Source organism: Streptomyces purpurascens (assembly GCF_045040895.1).
In the GTDB taxonomy this organism is placed as follows: domain Bacteria; phylum Actinomycetota; class Actinomycetes; order Streptomycetales; family Streptomycetaceae; genus Streptomyces; species Streptomyces purpurascens.
In genome coordinates, this window is sequence record NZ_CP108341.1 from 1709844 (window position 1) to 1731715 (window position 21872).

Consider the following 21872-nt stretch of genomic DNA (forward strand, 5'->3'; position numbering starts at 1 on the left):
CGCTTGCTCTCAGTCCCTCTTCCCTCGGGCGTTCCGTCGAGAGACCGTGCGGCCCACGATCACGGTACGCCTGGACGCCTTGGCGGGCACGTCCTCTTTGCGGCCGCCTAGGGCCCGGCGCACGCCGTAGCCGAAGGCGGCGACCTTGACCAGGGGGCCGCCGAAGGTGGAGGCGACGGTGGTCGACAGCGCGGAGGCGTTCGACGTCACCTCCTGGACGTCGGAGGCGATCGAGTCGACCCGGTCGATCTGGGTCTGCGCGGAGCGCACCGCCGAGGAGGCGTCGGCCAGCAGCGGGACGGCCTGGTCGGTCACGTCCGCCACGAGCTTGGTGGTCGCCCTGAGCGTCTGGGCCAGCCTCGCCAGCGCGACGGCGAGGAAGGAGACCAGGATCGCCCAGAAGACGGCCACCAGGATTCCGGCCACCTCTCCACCGGACACTGTGTGCACCCGCTCCCTGAAACGTGCCTGTACATCTGCCTGAATACGAGAAAGTCGCGCCCCGAGCCTATCGCGCCGGTGGTGCGGCTCCGTACCGGATTGCCGCCCGGCGACGGCGGATTCGCGAAAGCCCGCCGCCTCGCCCGCCCGGAAGGGACGGGGAGACGGCGGGCTGTTGTACCGCGTGCCTGCCGAGGATCAGCGGGCGTAGTACTCGACGACGAGCTGCTCGTCGCAGATCACCGGGATCTCCTTGCGGTTCGGCTCACGGTCCAGGCGGAACGCCAGGGCCTTGAGGTTCACCTGGAGGTAGCGCGGGGTCTCGCCGTCGGGGGCGAAGCCACCCTCACGGGCGATCGTGAAGAGCGTCTTCTCCTTGGAGCGGTCGCGGACCTGCACGACGTCGTCCGGACGGACACGGAAGGAGGGCTTGTCGACCTTCTTGCCGTTGACCGCGATGTGGCCGTGGACGACCATCTGGCGGGCCTGGTAGATCGTGCGGGCGATGCCCGAACGAAGGACCAGCGCGTCGAGACGGCGCTCGAGCTCGATGATCAGGGCCTCACCGGTCTTGCCCTGGACCTTGGAGGCACGCTCGTAGGCGCGGACGAGCTGACGCTCGGACACGTCGTACTGCGCGCGCAGACGCTGCTTCTCGAGCAGACGGACCTTGTAGTCCGAGTTCTGCTTGCGGCCGCGGCCGTGCTCACCCGGGGGGTAGGGACGGGCCTCGAAGTACTTGACGGCCTTCGGGGTCAGCGCGATGCCGAGGGCACGCGACTTCTTGACCTTGGGGCGGGACTGGTTCGCCACTGTTTCTCTTTTCCTGGTTTCGGCTTGTCAGGGTTGTGGGAGGTCGCATCCGCAGCCGGGGAAACCCGCCTCGTCCGTGCGGACGGGGTGGGCAGCCGCTCCCCTGGTCTGGGCACATACGTGCAGCACGCGAGTGGCCCACCGGCCGGTCCCGTCGAGGACGGGTGGTGGTGGGCTGCCCGCGACACCGTTCGACGGTGCGCGACGCTCCTGGAGCCGTCCGAGGATCGGCTCCGGCCGACTGTCCCGTTCTGACTGCACGGGACGCGGCACTCCGGCCGAGTTTACAGGGTGCTCAGGACCGCTTTCGACCGAGGTTCTTCCGGGTCCATTCGACCGCGTCCGCGTAGCGGGCCTCCGCGCCGTGCCGGGTCGGTGTGTAGTACTCGCGGTTCTTGAGCTCGTCCGGGGCGTACTGCTGGGCGGCGATGCCCTCGGTCAGGTCGTGCGGGTAGACGTAGCCCTGGCCGTGGCCGATCTTGGTCGCGCCCTTGTAGTGGCTGTCGCGCAGGTGCGCGGGCACGGACCCGGCGAGCCCCTTGCGTACGTCCTCCAGGGCGGCGCCGATCGCGGTGGTCGCGGCGTTGGACTTGGGCGCCAGGGCGAGGGCGATCGTGGCGTGGCTGAGCGTGAGGGCGGCCTCGGGGAAGCCGATCATGGCGACGGCCTGGGCGGCGGCGACCGCGATCGGCAGCGCGTTCGGATCGGCCAGGCCGATGTCCTCGCTGGCGGAGATCATCAGGCGGCGGGCGATGAAACGGGGGTCCTCGCCCGCCTCGATCATCCGGGCCAGATAGTGCAGAGCGGCGTCGACGTCGGAGCCGCGGATGGACTTGATCAGGGCGCTGGCCACGTCGTAGTGCTGGTCGCCGTCGCGGTCGTACTTCACGGCGGCCCGGTCGACCGTCTCCTCCAGGGTGGTCAGACCGATCTCCGTCTCACCCTTGTCGAGGGCGGCTCCGGCGGCCGCCTCCAGGGCGGTGAGGGCGCGGCGGGCATCGCCGCCGGCGATGCGCAGGAGGTGGCTCTCGGTCTCCTCGGGGAGGGCGACGGCGTCCTTGAGGCCGCGCTCGTCGGTGAGGGCGCGCTGGATGAGGCCCTTGATGTCGTCGTCGGTGAGCGGTTCGAGGGTGAGCAGCAGGGAGCGGGACAGCAGGGGCGAGATCACCGAGAAGTACGGGTTCTCCGTCGTCGCCGCGATCAGCGTCACCCAGCGGTTCTCGACGGCCGGGAGCAGGGAGTCCTGCTGGGCCTTGCTGAAGCGGTGGATCTCGTCGAGGAAGAGGACGGTCTCCTTGCCGTATCCGCCGGAGGCACGGCGGGCGCCGTCGATGACCGCGCGGACCTCCTTGACGCCCGCGGTGATCGCCGACAGTTCGACGAAGCGTGCGTCGGTGGCCTTGGAGACGACGTACGCCAGGGTGGTCTTGCCGGTGCCGGGCGGGCCCCAGAGGATCACGGAGGAGGCGCCGGCGGGGCCGGAGGCCTCGCCGACCAGTCTGCGCAGGGGCGAGCCCGGCTTCAGCAGATGCTGCTGTCCCACGACCTCGTCGAGGGTGCGCGGGCGCATCCGCACTGCCAGGGGGCTGCTGGACGGCTCCTTCTCCTGGCGTTCTTCTGCTGCGGCGGTGAACAGGTCGGGCTCCACGTCAGAAACCCTAAATCACGGCACCGACAATCCCGCGGGGCCCCGGGACGGCCGGGTCAGCTGGTCCAGAAGTCCCACCAGCGGGTCAGGATCAGCATGCCGATGATCCCGATGTGCAGCACGGGCAGGACCCAGGTGAACTCGCCGAAGAAGCTCTTGAGCCAGTTCGGGGCCGGGAGGAAGCCCTTGCGGATGTTGAACGACGTCACGTACCAGAACATGAGGATCGTCGCGACCCAGGCCAGGGAGCACCACAGGCACAGTGCGTTGATCCGGTACAGGGACTGGAACATCAGCCAGGCGCAGAAGACGACGCCGAACAGGCAGCCGGCGTTGAAGGTGAGCCAGTACCAGCGCGGGTAGCGGGCGCGGGCGAGGAGGCTGATGCCGACGGCGATGACGATGCCGTAGCAGACGAGGCCGAGCATCGGGTTCGGGAAGCCGAAGACGGCGGCCTGCTTGCTCTCCATGACGCTGCCGCAGGAGACGACGGGGTTGAGGCTGCAGCCGGGCGTGAACGTCTTGCCCTCGACCTTGGCCTCGAGGAGCTTGAACTTGTCGATCGTGATGACCCAGGCGGCGAGCAGTCCGGCCGCGCCGGTGATCACCAGCAGCAGGGCGAGGGCCCGGCTGCCGCCCTCGGTGCGGGGCGCGATCTCGGCGCGCTCCGACTCGGGCTCCATGGAGACGTCCTTGACTGTCGTCTTGCTCATCACGCCGATTCCGTCGCTTGAGGCCTGACCAACTTCGGGCATGGCCATTGTGCCGCACACGGGGGTCCGTCCACCGTTCAGTGGACATAAGCATGTCCGCACGGTCGGCCCTGAGGGTGCGGTTCCGGCCGACGATCGTCGTATGACAGCACACGGGTACGACCTCGCCGTGGACGTGCGGGGGCTGCGCAAGCGCTACGGGGACGTGACCGCCGTCGACGGTGTCGATCTCGGCATCCGGCGCGGCGAGGTGTTCGGCCTGCTCGGGCCCAACGGCGCGGGCAAGAGCACCACGGTGGAGATCCTCCAGGGCAACCGGGCCCGGGACGCGGGCGAGGTGTCCGTGCTCGGGTCGGACCCGGCGACCGCCACGCGCGCGTGGCGGTCACGCGTCGGAATCGTCTGGCAGGACGAATCCGCGCCCGCCGAGTTGACGGTCCGGGAGACCGTTCGGCACTTCGCCCGCTACTACCCCCGGCCGCGCGACCCCGAGGAGGTCATCGGCCTGGTCGGTCTGGAGGCGAAGGCGGACAGCCGGATCAAGGCGCTGTCGGGCGGTCAGCGCCGGCGCCTCGACGTGGCGCTCGGCGTGATCGGCGGTCCTGACCTGCTGCTCTTGGACGAGCCGACGACCGGGTTCGACCCGGCGGCCCGGCGGCAGTTCTGGTCGCTGATCCGCGCCCTGGCCGACGACGGCACGACGATCCTGCTGACCACTCACTACCTGGAGGAGGCGGAGGCCCTCGCGCACCGGCTGGCCATCGTCGCCAAGGGCCGGATCGTCGCCGAGGGCGAGCCCGGGGCGCTGCGGGAGCGGTACGGCACCGAGGCCGTCGTCGAGTGGACCGAGCCGGACGGCAGTCCGCGCAGGGCGCGCACCGAGACGCCGACCCGCACGATCGCCGGGCTCCTGCACCGCTTCGACGGCGAGATCCCGGGGCTGACGGTGAGCCGCCCCACGCTGGAGGACGTCTACCTCCGGCTCACCGGACAGGAGGAGGGGGCATGACCACGACCGTCGTGCGGGAGCGCGGTGAGATCGGTGCGGAGCGGCTGCCCGGTGCCTGGGGGCTCGGGCTGCGGCGGGGGGCGCTGGAGATCAAGCAATTCTTCCGGCAGCGCGACCAGGTGGTGTTCACCTTCGCCTTCCCGGTCGTCTTCCTGTTCCTGTTCGCGTCGATCTTCAAGGACGACGTGGAGGGCGCGGGGATCACCGCCTCGCAGCTGTACGTCCCGGCGATGATGGCCGCCGGCATCATGTCGACGAGTTTCCAGGCGCTCGGCATCTCGATCGCCGTCGAGCGGCAGGAGAAAGTGCTGCGCCGGCTGCGCGGCACCCCGATGCCACCTACGGCGTACTTCCTCGGCAAGATCTGGCTGGTTCTCTTCACGGGTCTGCTGGAGACGGTGATCCTGCTCCTGATCGGCACCACCTTCTACGACGTGGCCCTGCCCTCGGATGCGGGCCGCTGGTTCGACCTGGCGTGGATCTTCGTGCTGGGGATCACGGCGTGCGCCCTGCTCGGCATCGCGATCAGCTCGGTGCCGAAGTCCGCCAACAGTGCCAGCTCCGTGGTCGTTCTGCCGTTCCTGGTGCTGCAGTTCATCTCCGGGGTGTACATCGCCATCGGCACCATTCCGGACTGGATGCTGACGGTCGGTGCGCTGTTCCCGCTGAAGTGGATGTGCCAGGGGCTGCGCGGGGTGTTCCTGCCGGAGTCGGCACAGGTGCTGGAGCAGGCGGGGAGTTGGGAGCTCGGACGCGTGGCTCTGGTGCTCGCCGCGTGGTGCGTCGGAGGATTGGCGCTGTGCCTGCTGACGTTCCGCTGGAAGGACCGGCGCGAGGGATGAGCGATGCGGCGGATGCCGGCAGCGCCTACACCTGGGAGCGCTCGTTCCGGCTCTGGGACACGTACTTCGCGCTCATCTGGGTCGTCACCGTGGCCTATGTGCTGGCCGCGGAGCATCCCGGCTGGCCGGTCCGCGCGGTCGCGTCGGCGCTGCTCGTCCCGCTCGTTCCGCTGTACGTGGTGGTCGGGCGCCGTCTGATCCAGGGCGATCCGCCCGACCAGCGACAGGCGGGCGGCTATCTGACCGCGGCGCTGGCGTTGTTCCTGCCGTCGGCGGTGCTCGCCGGCGAGACGCGGCTGCTGGCCTTCGCGCTGCTCCCCCAGTGCTTCATGACGCTGCGGTCGCGCTCGGCGCTGGTGGCCGTGGCCGTGATCAACCTCGTGCCCGTGGTGGGCTGGGCGCTGCTGTGGCGTCCCGACACCCGGGACGTGGTCTTCAATGTGCTGTTCTGCGTGGTCACGCTGGTGTTCTCGGTGGCGCTCGGCAGCTGGACGATCCGGATCATCGAGCAGAGCCAGGAGCGGGCCGAGTTGATCGCGGAGCTGGACGCGAGCCGGCACGAGATCGGCCGGCTGTCCGAGGCCCACGGGGCGCTGGCCGAGCGGGAGCGGCTGACCCGGGAGATCCACGACACGCTCGCGCAGGGGTTCACGAGCCTGGTGATGCTGGTCCAGGCGGTCGAGGCGGAGCTGGATCACGACGTGCCCGAGGCGCGGCGTCATCTGCGGCTGATGGACGAGACGGCCCGGCAGAACCTCGCCGAGGCCCGGGCCCTGGTCGCCGGGGGTGCTCCCGCCGACCTGGACGGCGCGTCCCTGCAGGACGCGCTGCACCGGCTCGCCGCGCGCCATGACGCGACGCTGGAGGTGACGGGGCCGGTCCGGATGCTGCCCGCCGGACCCGAGGTGGTCGCCCTGCGTGCCTGCCAGGAGGCGCTGGCCAACGCCCGTAAGCACGCGGGCAGTTCGGTGACGGTCGGGGTGTCGCTGGCGTACGGGGACGACTCGCTCATGGTGTCCGTACGGGACGACGGCTGCGGCTTCGACCCGGCAGCGGTCCGCGGCGGATACGGTCTGGCGGGGCTGCGGGCCCGGGCCGTCGAGGTGGGCGGAACCGCGGAGGTACGCAGTGCCCCGGGTGACGGCACGGCCGTGACCGTCCGGCTGCCGGTCGTGAGGAGGGAGCTGCCGTGATCCGGATCATCCTGGCCGACGACCATCCCGTCGTACGGGAGGGGCTGCGGGCGATGCTCAGTGCCGAGTCCGACCTGGAGGTCGTCGCCGACGCGTCCAGCGGTCCGCAGGCGGAGGCGCTGGCGGCGGAGTTGCGGCCGGACATCGTGCTGATGGATCTGCGGATGCCTGGGGGCGGGGGTGTCGACTCCATCGTGCGGATGACGCGGGCCGGGCTGCCGTGCCGGGTGGTCGTGCTGACGACGTACGAGACGGACCGGGACATCCTGCGGGCGGTGGAGGCCGGGGCCGCGGGCTATCTGCTGAAGGACCTGCCGCGTGCCGAACTCGCGGAGGCCGTAAGGGCGGCGGCACGCGGCGAGACGGTCCTGGCGCCGTCCGTCGCGGCCCGGCTGGTGGACCAGCTGCGGACCAGGCCGGAGCGGCCCCGGCTGTCGGAGCGCGAGACGGCCGTGCTGCGGCTGGTCGCCGAGGGCTGCACGAACGGGGAGATCGGACGCCGGTTGTTCATCGGCGAGTCGACGGTGAAGACGTATCTGCTGCGGATCTTCGGGAAGCTGGGGGTGGACGACCGGACGGCGGCCGTCACCAGCGCGATGCGATACGGGCTGCTGGAGCAGTGAGGAAGGCGCCGGGTGTCTCCGGCGCCTTCGCACTCACGTCAGCCCAGCCGGGCTTCCAGCTCTGCCACGATCTCGTTCACGCCCACCGCCGTCTGCTCGCCCGACTCCATGTCCTTGAGCTGGACGACGCCCTCGGCGAGGTCGCGTTCGCCGGCGACGACCGTGTAGCGGGCGCCGCTGCGGTTGGCGTTCTTCATGGCGCCCTTGAGGCCCTTGGCGCCGTAGGAGAAGTCCGCGGCGATGCCGTTCTTGCGGAGTTCCGTGACCTTGGCGAACAGGACCCGGCGGGCCTCCTCGCCGAGCGGGACGGCGAACACGCTGGTGGTGGCGGGGAGTTCGAGCTCGACGCCCTCCGCCTCCAGGGCGAGGACCGTGCGGTCGACGCCGAGGGCCCAGCCGACGGACGGCAGGGCCGGGCCGCCGATCATCTCGGAGAGACCGTCGTAACGGCCGCCGCCGCCCACCGCGGACTGGGAGCCCAGACCGTCGTGGACGAACTCGAAGGTGGTGCGGGTGTAGTAGTCCAGGCCGCGGACCAGCTTCACGTCGTCCTCGAAGGCGACGCCCGCCGCCGTGATCAGCTCGCGGACCTCCTCGTGGTACGCCTTGCACGCGTCGCAGAGGTAGTCGCGCAGCAGCGGGGCGTCCCCCAGCTGCTTCTGGACCGACTCACGCTTGTCGTCCAGGACGCGCAGCGGGTTGATCTCCGCCCGGCGCAGGGTGTCCTCGTCCAGGTCCAGGCCGCGCAGGAAGTCCTGCAGCGCGGTCCGGTACACCGGGCGGCACTCCTGGTCGCCCAGGCTGTTGAGCAGGATCCGGAAGTCGCTCAGGCCCAGCGAGCGGTACGCCTGGTCGGCCAGGATGATCAGCTCGGCGTCCAGCGCCGGGTCCTCCGCGCCGATGGCCTCGGCACCGACCTGCGAGAAGTGGCGGTAACGGCCCTTCTGGGGACGCTCGTAGCGGTAGTACGAGCCGGAGTACCAGAGCTTGACCGGGAGGTTGCCCACCTTGTGCAGGTTGGCCTCCAGCGCGGCACGGAGGACGGACGCCGTGCCTTCGGGGCGCAGGGCCAGCCTGTCGCCGCCCTTGGTCTCGAAGGCGTACATCTCCTTCGTCACGATGTCCGTCGACTCGCCGACACCGCGTGCGAAGAGCTCGACGTTCTCGAAGCCCGGCGTCTCGATGTAGCCGTAGCCGGAGTCCCGCAGCGGCGCGGCGATCGCCTCACGGACCGCCAGGTACTTCGCGGAGTCCGGCGGGATCAGGTCGTACGTGCCCTTGGGGGCCTTGAAGGTGCTCACGGAAGGTCTCGTCACATTCCTCGTCGGGGAGCGTCGTGGGCTCCCTGGCCGGCCGCCACCTGCCGCAGATACGGATTGGTGGCACGCTCCTGGCCGATGGTCGTCTGGGGGCCGTGGCCGGACAGCACCACGGTCGAGTCGTCGAGCGGCAGGCACACGCGGCCCAGCGAGTCGAGCATCTCGGCCATGTCGCCGCCGGGCAGGTCGGTGCGTCCGATGGAGCCGGCGAACAGCAGGTCGCCCGAGAACAGGATCGGCGGGATGTCCGCCGCCTCGGGCATGCCGAAGGTCACCGACCCCTTGGTATGGCCGGGTGCGTGCGCGACGGACAGCTCCAGGCCCGCCAGCTCCAGCTTCGCCCCGTCGGCCAGCTCCTTGACGTCGTCCGGCTCCCCCACGGTCAGTTCACCCAGGAGCGGCATCCCGATGGAACGGCCGATCCCCTTCTCGGGGTCGTTCATCATGTACCGGTCGTCGGGGTGGATCCAGGCGGGCACGTCGTGCGCGCCGCACACCGGGACGACCGAGGCGACGTGGTCGATGTGGCCGTGGGTGAGGACGACGGCGACGGGCTTGAGCCGATGCTTTCTGATCGCTTCCTCGACGCCGTCGGCGGCCTGATGGCCGGGGTCGATGATCACGCACTCCTCACCGGCGGCGGGGGCGACGAGGTAGCAGTTCGTCCCCCAGGCCCCGGCGGGGAACCCGGCAATGAGCACGATCGTCCTTCGTTGTGTCGATACGGGAGGCTGCGGCTGCTGACAGAGCCTACCGGCGCTGCCGATTCCTCAGCGAACCCATATACGGTACGGGGCACACGCAGGCGCTCGGCACACAGGACGCACGCGTACCGGTCGACGTTCGAGACCCATGAGGAGAGAACCCGGTGGTCAGCCAGGAACAGCGGCGGCGTCAGCTCGCCCGGGAGAAGTTCTTGCGGCAGCAGCAGCGACGCACGGACGCTCGACGCAAGGCCCGTATCCGCAACTCCGTGATCGCCTCGGCTCTCGGCGTGATCGTGGTGCTCTCCGTGACGGTCTTCCTGACCAAGCCGTTCGAGGACAACGGCAAGACGGAGAACGCGAACGCGGACGTCACGCCGAGCGCCACGCCCAGCAAGGCGCCGGACCCGTGCGAGAAGCCCGCCGCGGGCAAGGTCAAGTCGCAGACCTGGAAGAAGGAACCTGCGATGTCGATCGACGAGTCGGCGAAGTACACGATGAAGCTGGACACGACGTGCGGCGAGATAGACGTCGCGCTGAAGGCGTCGGCGGCGCCGCACACCGTCAACTCGTTCAACTACCTTCTCGGTAAGGGGTACTTGGACCACAGCAAGTGCCACCGGCTCACCAACCAGGGCATCTACGTCCTGCAGTGCGGCGACCCGCAGGGCACCGGCATGGGCGGACCCGGCTACACGATCCCGGACGAGAACCTCAAGGACAAGAGCCTCAAGGGCGGGGTGTACCCGGCGGGCACGGTCGCGATGGCGAACCAGTACAACGCCCAGACGAAGCAGGGGCGGGACAGCGGCGGCAGCCAGTTCTTCCTCGTCTACCAGGACAGTCAGCTGCCGCCCGACTACACACCGTTCGGTACGGTGTCCGAGGCGGGCATGAAGGTCCTGACGAAGATCGCCAAGGCCGGAGCCGAGGCTCCCGACCCTCAGACGGGCAACACGGCGCCCAACGCGACGGTCGTGATCAACAAGGCCACGATCACCGAATCCTGACCCCCAACTGCGAAATTTCGGTCGCGCGGGATGCGGACACGCCCCCCGCCGGTCGCCTATGTTGGCCGTGACGAAACTGTGGACGATGCCCGGGGGTGCTGAGGCCCCTCGCAGGCATCATGTGGAGGAGGCGCTGTGAGCAGCGACCCGTGGGGCCGCGTCGACGAGACGGGGACCGTGTACGTGCGTACGGCCGACGGCGAGCAGGTCGTCGGTTCCTGGCAGGCAGGCTCCCCCGAGGAGGCGCTGGCCTACTTCGAGCGCAAGTACGAGGGCCTGGTTGTCGAGATCGGCCTCCTCGAGAAGCGAGTGAAGACCACCGACCTTTCGGCGAAGGACGCCCAGGTCGCCATCGACCACATCCGGCAGCAGGTCGACGCGCACCACGTGGTGGGCGACCTGGATGCCCTGCGGGTCCGGCTGGACAAGCTCGTTGAGCAGGTGGAGGCGCGCCGCGAGGAGCGCAAGGCGCAGCGGGCGCGGCAGTCCGACGAGGCGCGCAAGTCCAAGGAGGCGCTGGTCGCCGAGGCGGAGGAGCTGTCGCAGTCCGACCAGTGGCGGGCGGCCGGTGAACGGCTGCGGGCCCTGGTGGACACCTGGAAGGGCCTGCCGCGCCTGGACCGCAAGTCCGATGACGACCTGTGGCACCGGTTCTCGCACGCGCGGTCGGCGTTCTCCAAGCGGCGCAAGCAGCACTTCGCGCAGCTGGACGCCCAGCGCGAGGAGGCGCGGCGGACCAAGGAACGGCTGGTCTCCGAGGCCGAGGCGCTGTCGAACTCGACGGACTGGGGTGTGACGGCCGCCCGCTACCGCGAGCTGATGGCCGAGTGGAAGGCCGCAGGCCGTGCGCAGCGTGAGCACGAGGACGATCTGTGGAACCGCTTCCGCGGCGCCCAGGACGTCTTCTTCGCGGCCCGCAGCTCGGTCTTCGCCGAGCGGGACGCCGAGCAGGCGGAGAACCTGAAGCTCAAGGAGGAGCTGGCCGAGGAGGCCGAGAAGCTCCTGCCGGTCACGGACCTGAAGGCGGCCCGGGCCGCGTTCCGTTCCGTCAACGAGCGCTGGGAGGCCATCGGCCATGTCCCGCGCGACGCGCGGCCGAAGGTCGAGGGCCGGATGCACGCCGTCGAGCGGGCCATCCAGGAGTCCGAGGAGGCCGAGTGGCGCCGGACGAACCCGGAGGCACGCGCGCGTGCCGAGGGTCTGACCGGCCAGCTCCAGGCCGCCGTGGACAAGCTGCGGGGCCAGATCGAGCAGGCCCGTGCGCAGGGCAACAACGCCAGGGCCGACAAGCTCGAGCGTGAGCTCGAGGGCCGCCAGGCGCTGCTGGACCAGGCGCAGAAGGGTCTGCAGGAGTTCGGAGGCTGATCCGTCGGCCGAAGGAAGGCCGAAAGGAAGAGGGCCCCGTACAGCACGTACGGGGCCCTCTTTCACGTGGTGATCACGACCTGCTGCGCGCCGACGTCACCCGGTACACGTCGTAGACGCCCTCCACGCCCCGGACCGCCTTCAGCACATGGCCGAGGTGCTTCGGATCGCCCATCTCGAAGGTGAAGCGGGAGGTGGCGACGCGGTCGCGGGAGGTCTGGACGGCCGCGGAGAGGATGTTGACGTGCTGGTCGGACAGCACGCGCGTGACGTCCGACAGCAGCCGGGAGCGGTCCAGCGCCTCGACCTGGATGGCGACCAGGAAGACCGAGGACTGGGTGGGCGCCCACTCGACCTCGAGGATGCGCTCGGGCTCGCGGGACAGTGACTCCACGTTCACGCAGTCGTTGCGGTGAACCGATACACCACTACCGCGGGTGACGAAGCCGATGATGGGGTCGCCGGGGACGGGCGTACAGCAGCGGGCCAGCTTGACCCACACGTCCTCGACGCCCTTCACGACGACGCCCGGGTCGGCGCTGGAGCGGCGTTTGCGGCTGCGTCCGGGGGCCGGCGGGACCGACTCGTCGATCTCCTCGGTGGCGGCCTCCTCGCCGCCGAGGGCCTGGACGAGCTTCTGCACGATGTTCTGCGCGGAGACATGGCCCTCGCCGATCGCCGCGTACAGCGCGGAGATGTCCGCGTAGCGCATCTCGTGCGCGAGGGTCACCAGGGAGTCGCCGGTCAGGATGCGCTGGATCGGCAGGTTCTGCTTGCGCATCGCGCGGACGATGGCGTCCTTGCCCTGCTCGATCGCCTCGTCGCGGCGCTCCTTGGAGAACCAGGCCCGGATCTTGTTGCGGGCGCGCGGCGACTTGACGAAGCCGAGCCAGTCGCGGGAGGGGCCGGCGCCGGCCGCCTTGGAGGTGAAGACCTCGACCAGGTCGCCGTTGTCGAGGGTGGATTCGAGCGGGACCAGGCGGCCGTTGACCCGGGCGCCGATCGTGCGGTGCCCGACCTCGGTGTGGACCGCGTACGCGAAGTCCACCGGGGTGGCGCTCGCCGGGAGCGCTATGACATCGCCCTTGGGGGTGAAGACGAAGACCTCGTTGCGGGAGAGGTCGAAGCGCAGGGACTCCAGGAACTCGCCCGGGTCCTCGGTCTCCTTCTGCCAGTCCAGCAGCTGGCGCAGCCAGGCCATGTCGTTGAGGTGGTCGTCCTTGCCCTTGCCGGACGACTTGGGGGCGTCGCTGCGCACCTTCGAGGCGCCGGCGACGGCCTCCTGCTTGTACTTCCAGTGCGCGGCGATGCCGTACTCGGCGCGGCGGTGCATGTCGAAGGTGCGGATCTGCAGCTCGACGGGCTTGCCGCCGGGGCCGATCACCGTCGTGTGCAGCGACTGGTACATGTTGAACTTGGGCATCGCGATGTAGTCCTTGAACCGGCCGGGGACCGGGTTCCATCGCGCGTGCACCGTGCCGAGGGCCGCGTAGCAGTCGCGGACGGTGTCCACGAGGACGCGGATGCCCACCAGGTCGTAGATCTCCGCGAAGTCACGGCCGCGGACGATCATCTTCTGGTAGACGCTGTAGTAGTGCTTGGGGCGGCCGGTCACGGTCGCCTTGATGCGGGCCGCCCGCAGGTCCTGCTGTACCTCGTCGGTGACTATGGCGAGGTACTCGTCGCGCTTGGGGGCGCGCTCGGCGACCAGGCGGACGATCTCGTCGTACATCTTGGGGTAGAGGATCGCGAAGGCGAGGTCCTCCAGCTCCCACTTGATGGTGTTCATGCCCAGGCGATGGGCGAGCGGCGCGTAGATCTCCAGGGTCTCGCGCGCCTTCTTCTCCTGCTTCTCACGCTTGAGGTAGCGCATGGTGCGCATGTTGTGCAGGCGGTCGGCGAGCTTGATGACCAGGACGCGCGGGTCCTTGGCCATGGCGACGACCATCTTGCGCACGGTCTCGGCCTGGGCCGCCTCGCCGAACTTGACCTTGTCGAGCTTGGTGACGCCGTCGACGAGCAGGGTGACGACGTCGCCGAAGTCACGGCGCAGGTCGTCCAGGCCGTACTCGGTGTCCTCGACCGTGTCGTGCAGCAGACCGGCCATCAGCGTGGCCGGATCCATGCCCAGCTCGGCGAGGATGGTGGTCACCGCGAGGGGGTGCGTGATGTACGGGTCGCCGCTCTTGCGCTTCTGGCCGCGGTGCCAGCGCTCGGCGACCTGGTAGGCGCGCTCGATCTGGCGGAGCGTCGCCGTCTCGATCTTCGGATCGTTGCTGCGCACTATGCGCAGCAGGGGCTCCAGCACGGGGTTGTACGGGTTGGCGCGCTGGACGCCGAGCCGGGCGAGACGGGCACGGACGCGGTTGGAGGAGCCGGTGCGGGCGGGCTGGCCCCCGGCCTGGCGCACCGCGGGAGGGGCCGGCTTGGGGCGCGACTGCTCGGCGGGCTTGTCGACCGGCGCCGACTGGGCGTGCTCGACCGGCCCGCGGGTGTCGTTCTTCGCGTGCGGCGCGCTGGGCGCGGGCTTGGCCGCTGCCGAGGCGGACTCGGGCTTGGCGGCGGTCAGGTGCTGGGCCTCGTCTGACAAGAGGGCTCCTCGTGCGCGTTCCGGGTCCCCCGGTCAGGCTCCGGAGACCCCATGGTAGCGATCCTGCGCCCCAGGATCGCCTTCAGGCCAATGTGAGGACCGTCTACCCAAGGAACGCGAGAGGCGGGCACCGGATTCCTCCGGGCCCGCCTCCGCGGTGTCGTGCCGGTGTCCACCGGGCTGCCGTGGGCTGGTCAGACCGTGAGCAGGGCCTCCAGCGGGGCACCGCGCAGAGCCGGCTCCAGACGGGCCCGGCCGCCGAGGAAACCGAGTTCCATGAGGACGGCCAGACCGGCGACCTCGGCGCCGGCCCGGCGGATGAGCTGGACCGAGGCCTCGGCGGTGCCGCCGGTGGCGAGGACGTCGTCGACGATCAGGACGCGGTCGTCGGCGACCAGGTCCTCGGCGTGCACCTCGATCTCCGCCGAGCCGTACTCCAGGTCGTAGGCCTGGCCGAGGGTGGCTCCGGGGAGCTTGCCCGCCTTGCGTACGGGGATGAAGCCGAGGCCGGCGCGGACGGCGACCGGGGCCCCGAGGATGAAGCCACGGGCCTCGAGGCCGACGATCTTGGTGGCGCCTGCGCTCTCGGCGATCTCGGCGAGGGCGTCGGTGAGCGCGGTGAACGCCGCCGGGTCCGCCAGCAGCGGGGTGATGTCCTTGAACATCACGCCCGGCTCCGGGTAGTCGGCCACGTCCCTGATGCGGCTGAGCAGCAGTTCCTTGATGTCGGTCATCGGCGCTTCCCCGAGGGGCGGCCCCGGCCGCGATTGCGGGAAGCGGGCTGGTTGCGCGGGCCGACGACCGCGGGTGCGGCGTCCTCGGGCTCGTCGGCGTAGGACTCCTCCCCGGTCTCCGCCTGAGGGGTCTCCCCCTTGGCGGCCCGCTTGGCCAGGACGCGCTTCTTCAGGGCCTTCATCTGCGGCTCGCGCTCCTTGAGGTCGGCGACGAGCGGCGTGGCGATGAAGATCGAGGAGTACGCACCGGCGGCGAGACCGACGAACAGCGACAGCGAGATGTCGTTGAGCATGCCGGCGCCGAGGACACCGCCACCGATGAACAGCAGGCCCGCGACCGGCAGCAGCGCGACCACCGTGGTGTTGATCGAGCGGACCAGGGTGCTGTTGATCGAGCGGTTGGCGACGTCGCTGTAGGTCCAGCGGGTCTGCTTGGTGATGTCCTTGGTCTGTTCCTTGAGGCTGTCGAACACCACGACCGTGTCGTAGAGCGAGTAGCCGAGGATGGTGAGAAGACCGATCACCGTGCCGGGTGTGACCTCGAAGCCGACGAGGGCGTAGATGCCGACCGTGATGGTGATGTCGTGGATCAGTGCGACGAAGGCGGCGACGGCCATGCGCCACTCGAAGGCGATCGCCAGGTAGATCACGACGAGGATCAGGAAGATGCCGAGGCCCTGCCAGGCCTTGCTGGCGATCTGTTCGCCCCAGCTGGGGCCGACCAGCTCGGCGTTGATCTGCTCCGAGTCGACCTTGAGGTCGTCGGCGAGCGTGTTCTTGATGTCGTTGGCCGCGCCGGTGTCGATGCCGGCGACCTGGATGCGCATGCTGCCGTCGCCGAGCTCCTGGACGATCGCGTCGTGGCCGGAGGCCTCCTCCGCGTACCGCTCGGCCTGGGACACCGAGGCACTGGTGTTCTTCGGGGTGTTGAAGACGGCGCCGCCCTGGAACTCGATGCCCATGTTCAGGCCGCGCACCGCGAGGCCGGCGATGGCCAGGATGGTGATCAGGATGGAGACGCCGTACCAGATCTTGCGGTTCTTGACGAAGTCGTAGCCGACCTCGCCGCGGTGGAGTCGGGCGCCGAGGTTGCCGAGTTTCGACATCTCAGGCCTCCTTCGGGTCGGCAGGGGCGGCGGGGCGGCGGGTACGGCGCAGCGGCGGCTGGGCGCCCAGGCTCTTCGGGTCGAGGCCGGACCACTTGTGGCCGTTCGCGAAGAACGGGCGGCGGGCCATCAACGTCAGCAGCGGCTTGGTGAAGAGGAACACGACGACCACGTCGAGCAGGGTCGTCAGACCGAGCGTGAACGCGAAGCCCTGGACCTTGCCGACGGTGACGGCGAACAGCACCGCGGCGGCGAGGAACGACACGAAGTCGGAGACCAGGATGGTGCGCCGGGCGCGCGGCCAGGCCCGCTCGACGGCGGGGCGCAGGGAGCGGCCTTCGCGGATCTCGTCACGGACGCGTTCGAAGTACACGATGAACGAGTCCGCGGTGATGCCGATGGCGACGATGGCGCCGCACACGGCCGGCAGGTTCAGCGCGAAGCCGATGGCCGGGCCGAGCAGGGCCATGAGCGTGTAGGTGAGGGCCGCGGAGACCAGCAGCGAGAGGATCGCGATGAACGACAGGCCGCGGTAGTACGCCAGCAGGTAGATGACGACCAGCGCGAGACCGATGGCGCCGGCGATCAGACCGGCCTGCAGCTGGTCACCGCCCAGCGCGGCGGTCACGGTCGTCATGCTGTCGACCTTGAAGGTCAGCGGCAGCGCGCCGTAGGACAGCATGTTGGAGAGGTCCTGGGCGGACTGCTGGTTGAAGTTGCCGGAGATCTCGGCGTTGCCGCCGGTCAGGGCCTGCCGGACGTACGGGTCGGAGACCACGTCGCCGTCCAGGACGATCGCGAACTGGTTCTGCGGCGACTGGTTCTGCGCCAGCTTGCCGGTGATGTTCGCGAACTTCTTGGCGCCGCCGTCCGTGAAGTCCATCGTGACCGTCCAGCCCGCACCGGTCTGGGTGTTCAGGACGGCCTGGGCCTTGTCGACGTCCGTGCCGTCGACCTCGGCGGGACCGAGGATGTACTTCTGCCACTGGCCCTGCGAGTTCTTGCCGCAGGCCAGGGTCATCTCGGAGGCCTTGACACCGTCGCCGACGGAGGAGCGGGTCTTCTCGTCGGTGCAGTCGAGCTTGGCGTACTTCGCCTGCAGCGCGCTCGCGTCGGCCTCGGCGGAGCCGCCGCTCGCCGACGGGGAGGGGCTGGCCTTGGCCTTGTCGTCCGAGGCGCTCGCCGACGGTGTGGCGTCGGCCTTCAGCGCGTCGGTGACCGCGCGGCCCTGCGTGGTGGGCGTGGCCGACGGGGAGGCGGAGTTCTTGTCGGTGGCCTCGGGCTTGTCGGTGGCCTTGCCGGACGGCTTGTCCGAGGGGCTGCCGGTGGGGCTCGGGGAGGGGCTGGCCGTGCCCTTGCCACCGGAGACCTCGGTGGCGAGGACCGGGCGGAAGTAGAGCTTGGCGGTGGTGCCGACCTGCTTGCGGGCCTGCTCGGAGTTCGTCCCCTTGGGGATGTTGACGATGATGTTTTCCCGGCCCTGCGTCTGGACCTCGGACTCCGAGACGCCAAGACCGTTGACACGTCGTTCCATGATGGAGACGGCGGTGTCCATGTTGGTCTTGTTGATGGCCGCCTCGTTGCCGGCTTCGGGGACCGCGCGGAGCGTGATGCTCGTACCGCCGGCCAGGTCGATGCCGAGACGTGGTTTCGTGTGCCCCGAAGCGAACATCCCACCGGTGAGCGCCACGAGGGCGATCAGAATCAGGACCAGCGAGCGAACCGGCTTGCTCTGGGTGCTCGCGCTCCGGCCCTTTTTAGGTGTGGCCACCTTCTCGTACTCCCTCTCGGGCCACCTCGCTCCGGATCGGCGGACGGGCGGCCATGACATGGTGTCGGGACTCCGTGCGAGCTGGGCGTGTCCCGGGGTGCGCGGGCCGGGCCCGCGCACCCCGGGACACGACTACTTCGCCTCGGAGTCGCCGTCGGTCTTCTTCGGCTCTGCGTCCGTCTTCGCCTCGGCGGCCGGAGTGTCGTCGCCGGCCGGCTCGTCGGCCGCGTCCTTCTTGCCGAGGTCGACGGCCTTGTCGTCAGCGCCGGTGTCGGCGGCGGAGTCGTCGGTCTCGGTGAGGGAGGAGGCGTCGTCCGGGACGAGGTCGGCGTCGGACTTCAGGTCGTGCTCGATGCCGTGGACGACGCGGTTGTACTCGTCGTCGCTGAGCACGGCACCGATGGCGTTCTTGGCGAAGAGGAGCTCGACGCCCGGGCCGGCATCGACGAGGACGGTGTCCTCGTTCACTTCCTTGACCGTGGCGTAGATGCCCCCGATGGTGCGGATGCCGCTGCCGGGCTGCATCTGGTTCCGCATGTCCACGGCCTGCTGCTGCTTCTTCTTGGCCGACCGGGTCATGAGGAACATGGCCCCGATGAGCACAATGAACGGGAGGAGGGTCAGGAGACTCACGGGTCGGTACTTCCTTCACACGACCGCGCTGTGAGCGGCCAGATGGTTGGGGGTATGTACGCCGCCGGCAAAGACGGCATCGGCGGAGTCTAAGCGAGTCCGCGCGCATGGAACAACGCTCAGCATGGCACCGGGGTTCCTGCTGCGGCCACTGGCCTCGCCGACCCGGAGCGGTGACGGCGTCGTCACGCCCCGAACAGGTCCTGTTGTCCGTTTCCTGTGGTCCGGGAGCCGGGCGGGGTGAGGCCGAGATGCGCCCATGCGGCGGGGGTGGCGACCCTGCCGCGCGGGGTGCGGGCCAGCAGTCCTTCCCGTACCAGGAAGGGCTCGGCCACCTCCTCCACGGTCTCACGCTCCTCCCCCACCGCGACCGCGAGCGTGGACAGGCCGACGGGGCCGCCGCCGAACAGCTTGAGCAGGGCTTCCAGGACGCCTCGGTCGAGGCGGTCGAGGCCGCGCTCGTCCACCTCGTAGACGGCGAGGGCGGCCGCCGCGATGTCCTTGGTGATCAGTCCGTCGGCCTTGACCTGCGCGTAGTCCCGGACGCGGCGCAGCAGGCGGTTGGCGATGCGGGGGGTGCCGCGGGAGCGGCCGGCGATCTCGGCAGCGCCCTCCGGCTCGGTCTGGACCTCGAGGAGGTGGGCCGAGCGGTGGATGACCCGCTCCAGTTCGGCCGGTTCGTAGAACTCCATGTGGGCGGTGAAGCCGAAGCGGTCGCGCAGTGGGGGCGGCAGCAACCCCGCGCGCGTGGTGGCGCCGACCAGGGTAAACGGGGGCAGCTCCAGCGGGATGGCGGTGGCTCCCGGGCCCTTGCCGACGATGACGTCGACGCGGAAGTCCTCCATCGCCATGTACAGCATCTCCTCGGCAGGCCGGGACATGCGGTGGATCTCGTCGAGGAAGAGGACCTCGCCCTCCTGGAGGGAGGAGAGGATCGCCGCGAGGTCGCCGGCGTGCTGGATGGCGGGGCCCGAGGTGATGCGGATGGGGGCTTCCATCTCGGCCGCGATGATCATCGACAGGGTGGTCTTGCCGAGGCCGGGGGCGCCGGAGAGCAGCACGTGGTCGGCGGTGGCGCCACGCGCGCGTGCGGCGCGCAGGACGAGGTCGAGCTGCTCGCGGACCTTCTCCTGGCCGATGAACTCGTCCAGGTCCTTGGGGCGCAGGGCGGCCTCGACGGCCTGGTCCTCACGGTCGGCGGACGCGCCGACGAGCCGCTCGGCGGCGGAGCTGTCGGTCGTGTCGTCCCAGTTCATGATGTGCCTCGGTGTGTGGGGGTTCAGCGGGCGCGGTTCAGGGTCTGGAGGGCGGCCTTCAGCAACTGGCCGACCTGCGGAGCACCCTCGGCGGCCTCGGCCTGCGGAGCCACGGCGGTCACGGCCTCGTCGGCCTCCCGGGTCGCGTATCCGAGGCCGATCAGGGCCGCGTGCAGCTGGTCGCGCCAGCCGGTGCTGACGGGCGTACCGACGGCCGGGGCGCCGAGCGGCTCGCCGAGCCGGTCCTTCAGTTCCAGGAGCAGCTTCTGGGCGCCCTTCTTGCCGATGCCGGGAACCGCGGTGAGCGCCTTCTCGTCGGCGGTGGCGACCGCCCGGCGCAGGGCGTCCGGGGTGTGTACGGCCAGCATCGCCTGGGCGAGTCTCGGTCCCACGCCGCTCGCCGTCTGGAGCAGCTCGAAGGTCTGCCGCTCGTCGTCGTCCGCGAAGCCGTACAGGGTCAGTGAGTCCTCCCGTACGACGAGGGAGGTGTGCAGCTTGGCGGGCCGGCCGACGCGGAGCGTGGACAGTGTGTTCGGCGTGCACTGCACGGCCATGCCGACGCCGCCCACCTCGACGACCGCGGCATCGGGGGCGAGCGCGGCGACCGTGCCGCTGACGAAGGCGATCATGCCGTACGGCCTTTCGATGCGTGCAGGGCGACGGCCTGCTGGAGTCGGTTCTGCGCGGGGGCGCGCCAGATGTGGCAGATGGCGAGGGCGAGGGCGTCGGCCGCGTCGGCGGGCTTGGGCGGTGCGCTGAGCCGGAGCAGGCGGGTCACCATCGCGCCCACCTGGGCCTTGTCGGCCCGGCCGCTGCCGGTGACGGCGGCCTTGACCTCGCTCGGGGTGTGCAGCGCCACGGGGATCCCGCGACGTGAGGCGCACAGAAGGGCGACGGCGCTGGCCTGGGCGGTGCCCATCACCGTACTGACGTTGTGCTGGCTGAAGACGCGCTCCACGGCGACGAACTCCGGCCGGTGCTCGTCCAGCCACTGTTCGATGCCCTGCTCGATGGCGACGAGGCGGTGGCCGAGGTCGGCGTCCGCCGGTGTCCGGACGACGCCGACGCCGATCATCGTGAGCGGCCGTCCGGCGACGCCCTCGACCACGCCGACACCGCACCGGGTCAGTCCCGGGTCCACCCCCAGCACGCGCACGCGCGCCCTCCCTTTCGATTTCGATCGCCTGTTTGTGCAGGCTATCGGGTGCCACCGACAACGCCCCGCACCAACGCCCGTACCGACACCCGTTCAACGCGACGGGCCGACGGGATGTCCCGTCGGCCCGTGCAGCCCTTGAAGCCCGCGGCGGCGTTACGCGTCGACCTTCTCCATGACCTCGTCGCTGACGTCGAAGTTGGCGAAGACGTTCTGCACGTCGTCGCTGTCCTCGAGCGCGTCGATCAGCTTGAAGATCTTCTTGGCGCCTTCCTCGTCCAGCTCGACCTGGACGGACGGCACGAAGCTGGAGTCGGCGGAGTCGTAGTCGATGCCGGCCTCCTGGAGGGCGGTGCGGACCGCGACCAGGTCGGTGGCCTCGCTGATGACCTCGAAGGACTCGCCGAGGTCGTTGACCTCTTCGGCGCCCGCGTCCAGGACGGCACCCAGGACGTCGTCCTCGGCCAGCTCGCCCTTGGGGACGATGACGACGCCCTTGCGGCTGAACATGTACGACACCGAGCCCGGGTCGGCCATGGAGCCGCCGTTGCGGGTCATGGCCACGCGCACGTCGGAGGCGGCGCGGTTGCGGTTGTCGGTGAGGCACTCGATGAGCACGGCGACGCCGTTCGGGCCGTAGCCCTCGTACATGATCGTCTCGTAGTCGGCGCCGCCGGCCTCGAGGCCGCCACCGCGCTTGACCGCGGAGTCGATGTTCTTGTTCGGAACCGACTGCTTCTTGGCCTTCTGGATGGCGTCGTAGAGAGTCGGGTTGCCCTCGATGTCGACGCCGCCCATCCGGGCCGCGACCTCGATGTTCTTGATCAGCTTCGCGAAGAGCTTGCCGCGCTTGGCGTCGATCACGGCCTTCTTGTGCTTCGTCGTAGCCCATTTAGAGTGGCCGGACATCTGCCTGTCTCCTTCGCGTAACCCATCTCAGCAACGA

21 protein-coding genes are annotated in these 21872 nt (G+C 70.0%); 6 read left to right on the top strand and 15 right to left on the bottom strand.

The features are described 5' to 3' along the window. Positions 1-9: 9 nt before the first annotated feature. The 4 genes from OHU35_RS07750 to OHU35_RS07765 all read right to left on the bottom strand — a co-directional run bounded on the left by OHU35_RS07750 (position 10) and on the right by OHU35_RS07765 (position 3615). On the bottom strand, positions 10-450 hold the full coding sequence (locus OHU35_RS07750; protein ID WP_189726445.1) for a DUF948 domain-containing protein: 441 nt from the start codon (positions 448-450) through the stop codon (positions 10-12). Between the two features lie 189 nt (positions 451-639). Further along, complete coding sequence (gene rpsD / locus OHU35_RS07755; RefSeq protein WP_003988971.1) at positions 640-1254, bottom strand: 30S ribosomal protein S4; 615 nt, start codon at positions 1252-1254, stop codon at positions 640-642. Between the two features lie 295 nt (positions 1255-1549). Further along, entirely contained in the window at positions 1550-2902 is a 1353-nt protein-coding gene (locus OHU35_RS07760; RefSeq protein ID WP_189726446.1) for a replication-associated recombination protein A, read from the bottom strand. Positions 2903-2958: 56 nt separating this feature from the next. Continuing rightward, positions 2959-3615 (bottom strand): vitamin K epoxide reductase family protein, encoded by a 657-nt coding sequence (locus OHU35_RS07765; RefSeq protein ID WP_189726447.1) that lies wholly within the window; start codon positions 3613-3615, stop codon positions 2959-2961. 142 nt (positions 3616-3757) lie between these two features. Between OHU35_RS07765 and OHU35_RS07770 the strand changes: the two genes are divergently transcribed. Genes OHU35_RS07770 through OHU35_RS07785 form a run of 4 tightly spaced genes read left to right on the top strand, consistent with a single transcriptional unit; the run spans position 3758 to position 7282 of the window. Further along, positions 3758-4624 carry an ABC transporter ATP-binding protein gene (locus tag OHU35_RS07770; RefSeq protein ID WP_405505071.1) on the top strand — a complete coding sequence of 289 codons (867 nt, stop codon included), beginning with the start codon at positions 3758-3760 and terminating at the stop codon, positions 4622-4624. Next, a complete protein-coding gene (locus OHU35_RS07775) occupies positions 4621-5466 on the top strand; it encodes an ABC transporter permease (protein WP_189726449.1) in 846 nt (281 codons plus the stop codon). Before OHU35_RS07770 ends, OHU35_RS07775 begins: the two co-directional genes overlap by 4 nt. Then, a complete protein-coding gene (locus OHU35_RS07780; protein ID WP_405505072.1) occupies positions 5463-6659 on the top strand; it encodes a sensor histidine kinase in 1197 nt (398 codons plus the stop codon). The genes OHU35_RS07775 and OHU35_RS07780 overlap by 4 nt, the downstream gene beginning before the upstream one ends. Continuing rightward, on the top strand, positions 6656-7282 hold the full coding sequence (locus OHU35_RS07785) for a response regulator transcription factor (protein ID WP_189726451.1): 627 nt from the start codon (positions 6656-6658) through the stop codon (positions 7280-7282). Before OHU35_RS07780 ends, OHU35_RS07785 begins: the two co-directional genes overlap by 4 nt. Before the next feature lie 38 nt (positions 7283-7320). Here the strand turns inward: OHU35_RS07785 and hisS are convergent, their stop codons facing one another. Together hisS and OHU35_RS07795 are read right to left on the bottom strand one after the other, a co-directional pair. Then, positions 7321-8583: a histidine--tRNA ligase gene (hisS, locus tag OHU35_RS07790; RefSeq protein ID WP_405505073.1), complete on the bottom strand. Its 1263-nt coding sequence runs from the start codon at positions 8581-8583 to the stop codon at positions 7321-7323. 11 nt (positions 8584-8594) lie between these two features. Then, positions 8595-9302, bottom strand: coding sequence for an MBL fold metallo-hydrolase (locus tag OHU35_RS07795; RefSeq protein ID WP_359896489.1), 708 nt, complete (start codon positions 9300-9302; stop codon positions 8595-8597). A 167-nt stretch (positions 9303-9469) separates the two neighbouring features. Here OHU35_RS07795 and OHU35_RS07800 point away from each other — a divergent pair, with 167 nt between their 5' ends. Further along, complete coding sequence (locus OHU35_RS07800) at positions 9470-10315, top strand: peptidylprolyl isomerase (protein ID WP_189726454.1); 846 nt, start codon at positions 9470-9472, stop codon at positions 10313-10315. Between the two features lie 135 nt (positions 10316-10450). After that, positions 10451-11680 carry a DUF349 domain-containing protein gene (locus tag OHU35_RS07805; RefSeq protein WP_189726455.1) on the top strand — a complete coding sequence of 410 codons (1230 nt, stop codon included), beginning with the start codon at positions 10451-10453 and terminating at the stop codon, positions 11678-11680. Positions 11681-11753: 73 nt separating this feature from the next. Here OHU35_RS07805 and relA read toward each other — a convergent pair whose 3' ends face one another. From relA to OHU35_RS07850, 9 genes are all read right to left on the bottom strand, one after another. Next, the gene (gene relA, locus OHU35_RS07810) at positions 11754-14270 is read right to left on the bottom strand and encodes a GTP pyrophosphokinase (protein ID WP_189726456.1); all 2517 of its coding nucleotides are present in this window, start codon (positions 14268-14270) and stop codon (positions 11754-11756) included. Between the two features lie 194 nt (positions 14271-14464). Continuing rightward, positions 14465-15004 carry an adenine phosphoribosyltransferase gene (locus OHU35_RS07815; RefSeq protein ID WP_189726457.1) on the bottom strand — a complete coding sequence of 180 codons (540 nt, stop codon included), beginning with the start codon at positions 15002-15004 and terminating at the stop codon, positions 14465-14467. Then, a complete protein-coding gene (gene secF, locus OHU35_RS07820) occupies positions 15001-16110 on the bottom strand; it encodes a protein translocase subunit SecF (protein WP_189726458.1) in 1110 nt (369 codons plus the stop codon). The genes OHU35_RS07815 and secF overlap by 4 nt, the downstream gene beginning before the upstream one ends. A 1-nt stretch (position 16111) precedes the next feature. Further along, complete coding sequence (gene secD, locus OHU35_RS07825) at positions 16112-17881, bottom strand: protein translocase subunit SecD (RefSeq protein ID WP_189726459.1); 1770 nt, start codon at positions 17879-17881, stop codon at positions 16112-16114. 132 nt (positions 17882-18013) lie between these two features. Beyond that, positions 18014-18514 (bottom strand): preprotein translocase subunit YajC, encoded by a 501-nt coding sequence (yajC, locus tag OHU35_RS07830; protein ID WP_189726460.1) that lies wholly within the window; start codon positions 18512-18514, stop codon positions 18014-18016. Positions 18515-18699: 185 nt separating this feature from the next. Further along, entirely contained in the window at positions 18700-19770 is a 1071-nt protein-coding gene (gene ruvB / locus OHU35_RS07835) for a Holliday junction branch migration DNA helicase RuvB (RefSeq protein ID WP_189726461.1), read from the bottom strand. Positions 19771-19793: 23 nt separating this feature from the next. Further along, positions 19794-20399: a Holliday junction branch migration protein RuvA gene (gene ruvA, locus OHU35_RS07840; RefSeq protein ID WP_189726462.1), complete on the bottom strand. Its 606-nt coding sequence runs from the start codon at positions 20397-20399 to the stop codon at positions 19794-19796. Then, complete coding sequence (gene ruvC / locus OHU35_RS07845; protein ID WP_189726463.1) at positions 20396-20926, bottom strand: crossover junction endodeoxyribonuclease RuvC; 531 nt, start codon at positions 20924-20926, stop codon at positions 20396-20398. Before ruvC ends, ruvA begins: the two co-directional genes overlap by 4 nt. Positions 20927-21082: 156 nt before the next feature. Further along, complete coding sequence (locus OHU35_RS07850; protein WP_189726464.1) at positions 21083-21835, bottom strand: YebC/PmpR family DNA-binding transcriptional regulator; 753 nt, start codon at positions 21833-21835, stop codon at positions 21083-21085. Positions 21836-21872 lie beyond the last annotated feature (37 nt).

Coding starts and splice junctions, on each gene's coding strand:
- ruvB (WP_189726461.1), bottom strand. CDS start 19,770: ATGAACTGGGACGACACGACCGACAGCTCCGCCGCCGAGCGGCTCGTC.
- OHU35_RS07780 (WP_405505072.1), top strand. CDS start 5,463: ATGAGCGATGCGGCGGATGCCGGCAGCGCCTACACCTGGGAGCGCTCG.
- OHU35_RS07765 (WP_189726447.1), bottom strand. CDS start 3,615: ATGAGCAAGACGACAGTCAAGGACGTCTCCATGGAGCCCGAGTCGGAG.
- secF (WP_189726458.1), bottom strand. CDS start 16,110: ATGTCGAAACTCGGCAACCTCGGCGCCCGACTCCACCGCGGCGAGGTC.
- OHU35_RS07850 (WP_189726464.1), bottom strand. CDS start 21,835: ATGTCCGGCCACTCTAAATGGGCTACGACGAAGCACAAGAAGGCCGTG.
- ruvA (WP_189726462.1), bottom strand. CDS start 20,399: ATGATCGCCTTCGTCAGCGGCACGGTCGCCGCGCTCGCCCCCGATGCC.
- OHU35_RS07775 (WP_189726449.1), top strand. CDS start 4,621: ATGACCACGACCGTCGTGCGGGAGCGCGGTGAGATCGGTGCGGAGCGG.
- OHU35_RS07770 (WP_405505071.1), top strand. CDS start 3,758: ATGACAGCACACGGGTACGACCTCGCCGTGGACGTGCGGGGGCTGCGC.
- OHU35_RS07815 (WP_189726457.1), bottom strand. CDS start 15,004: ATGACCGACATCAAGGAACTGCTGCTCAGCCGCATCAGGGACGTGGCC.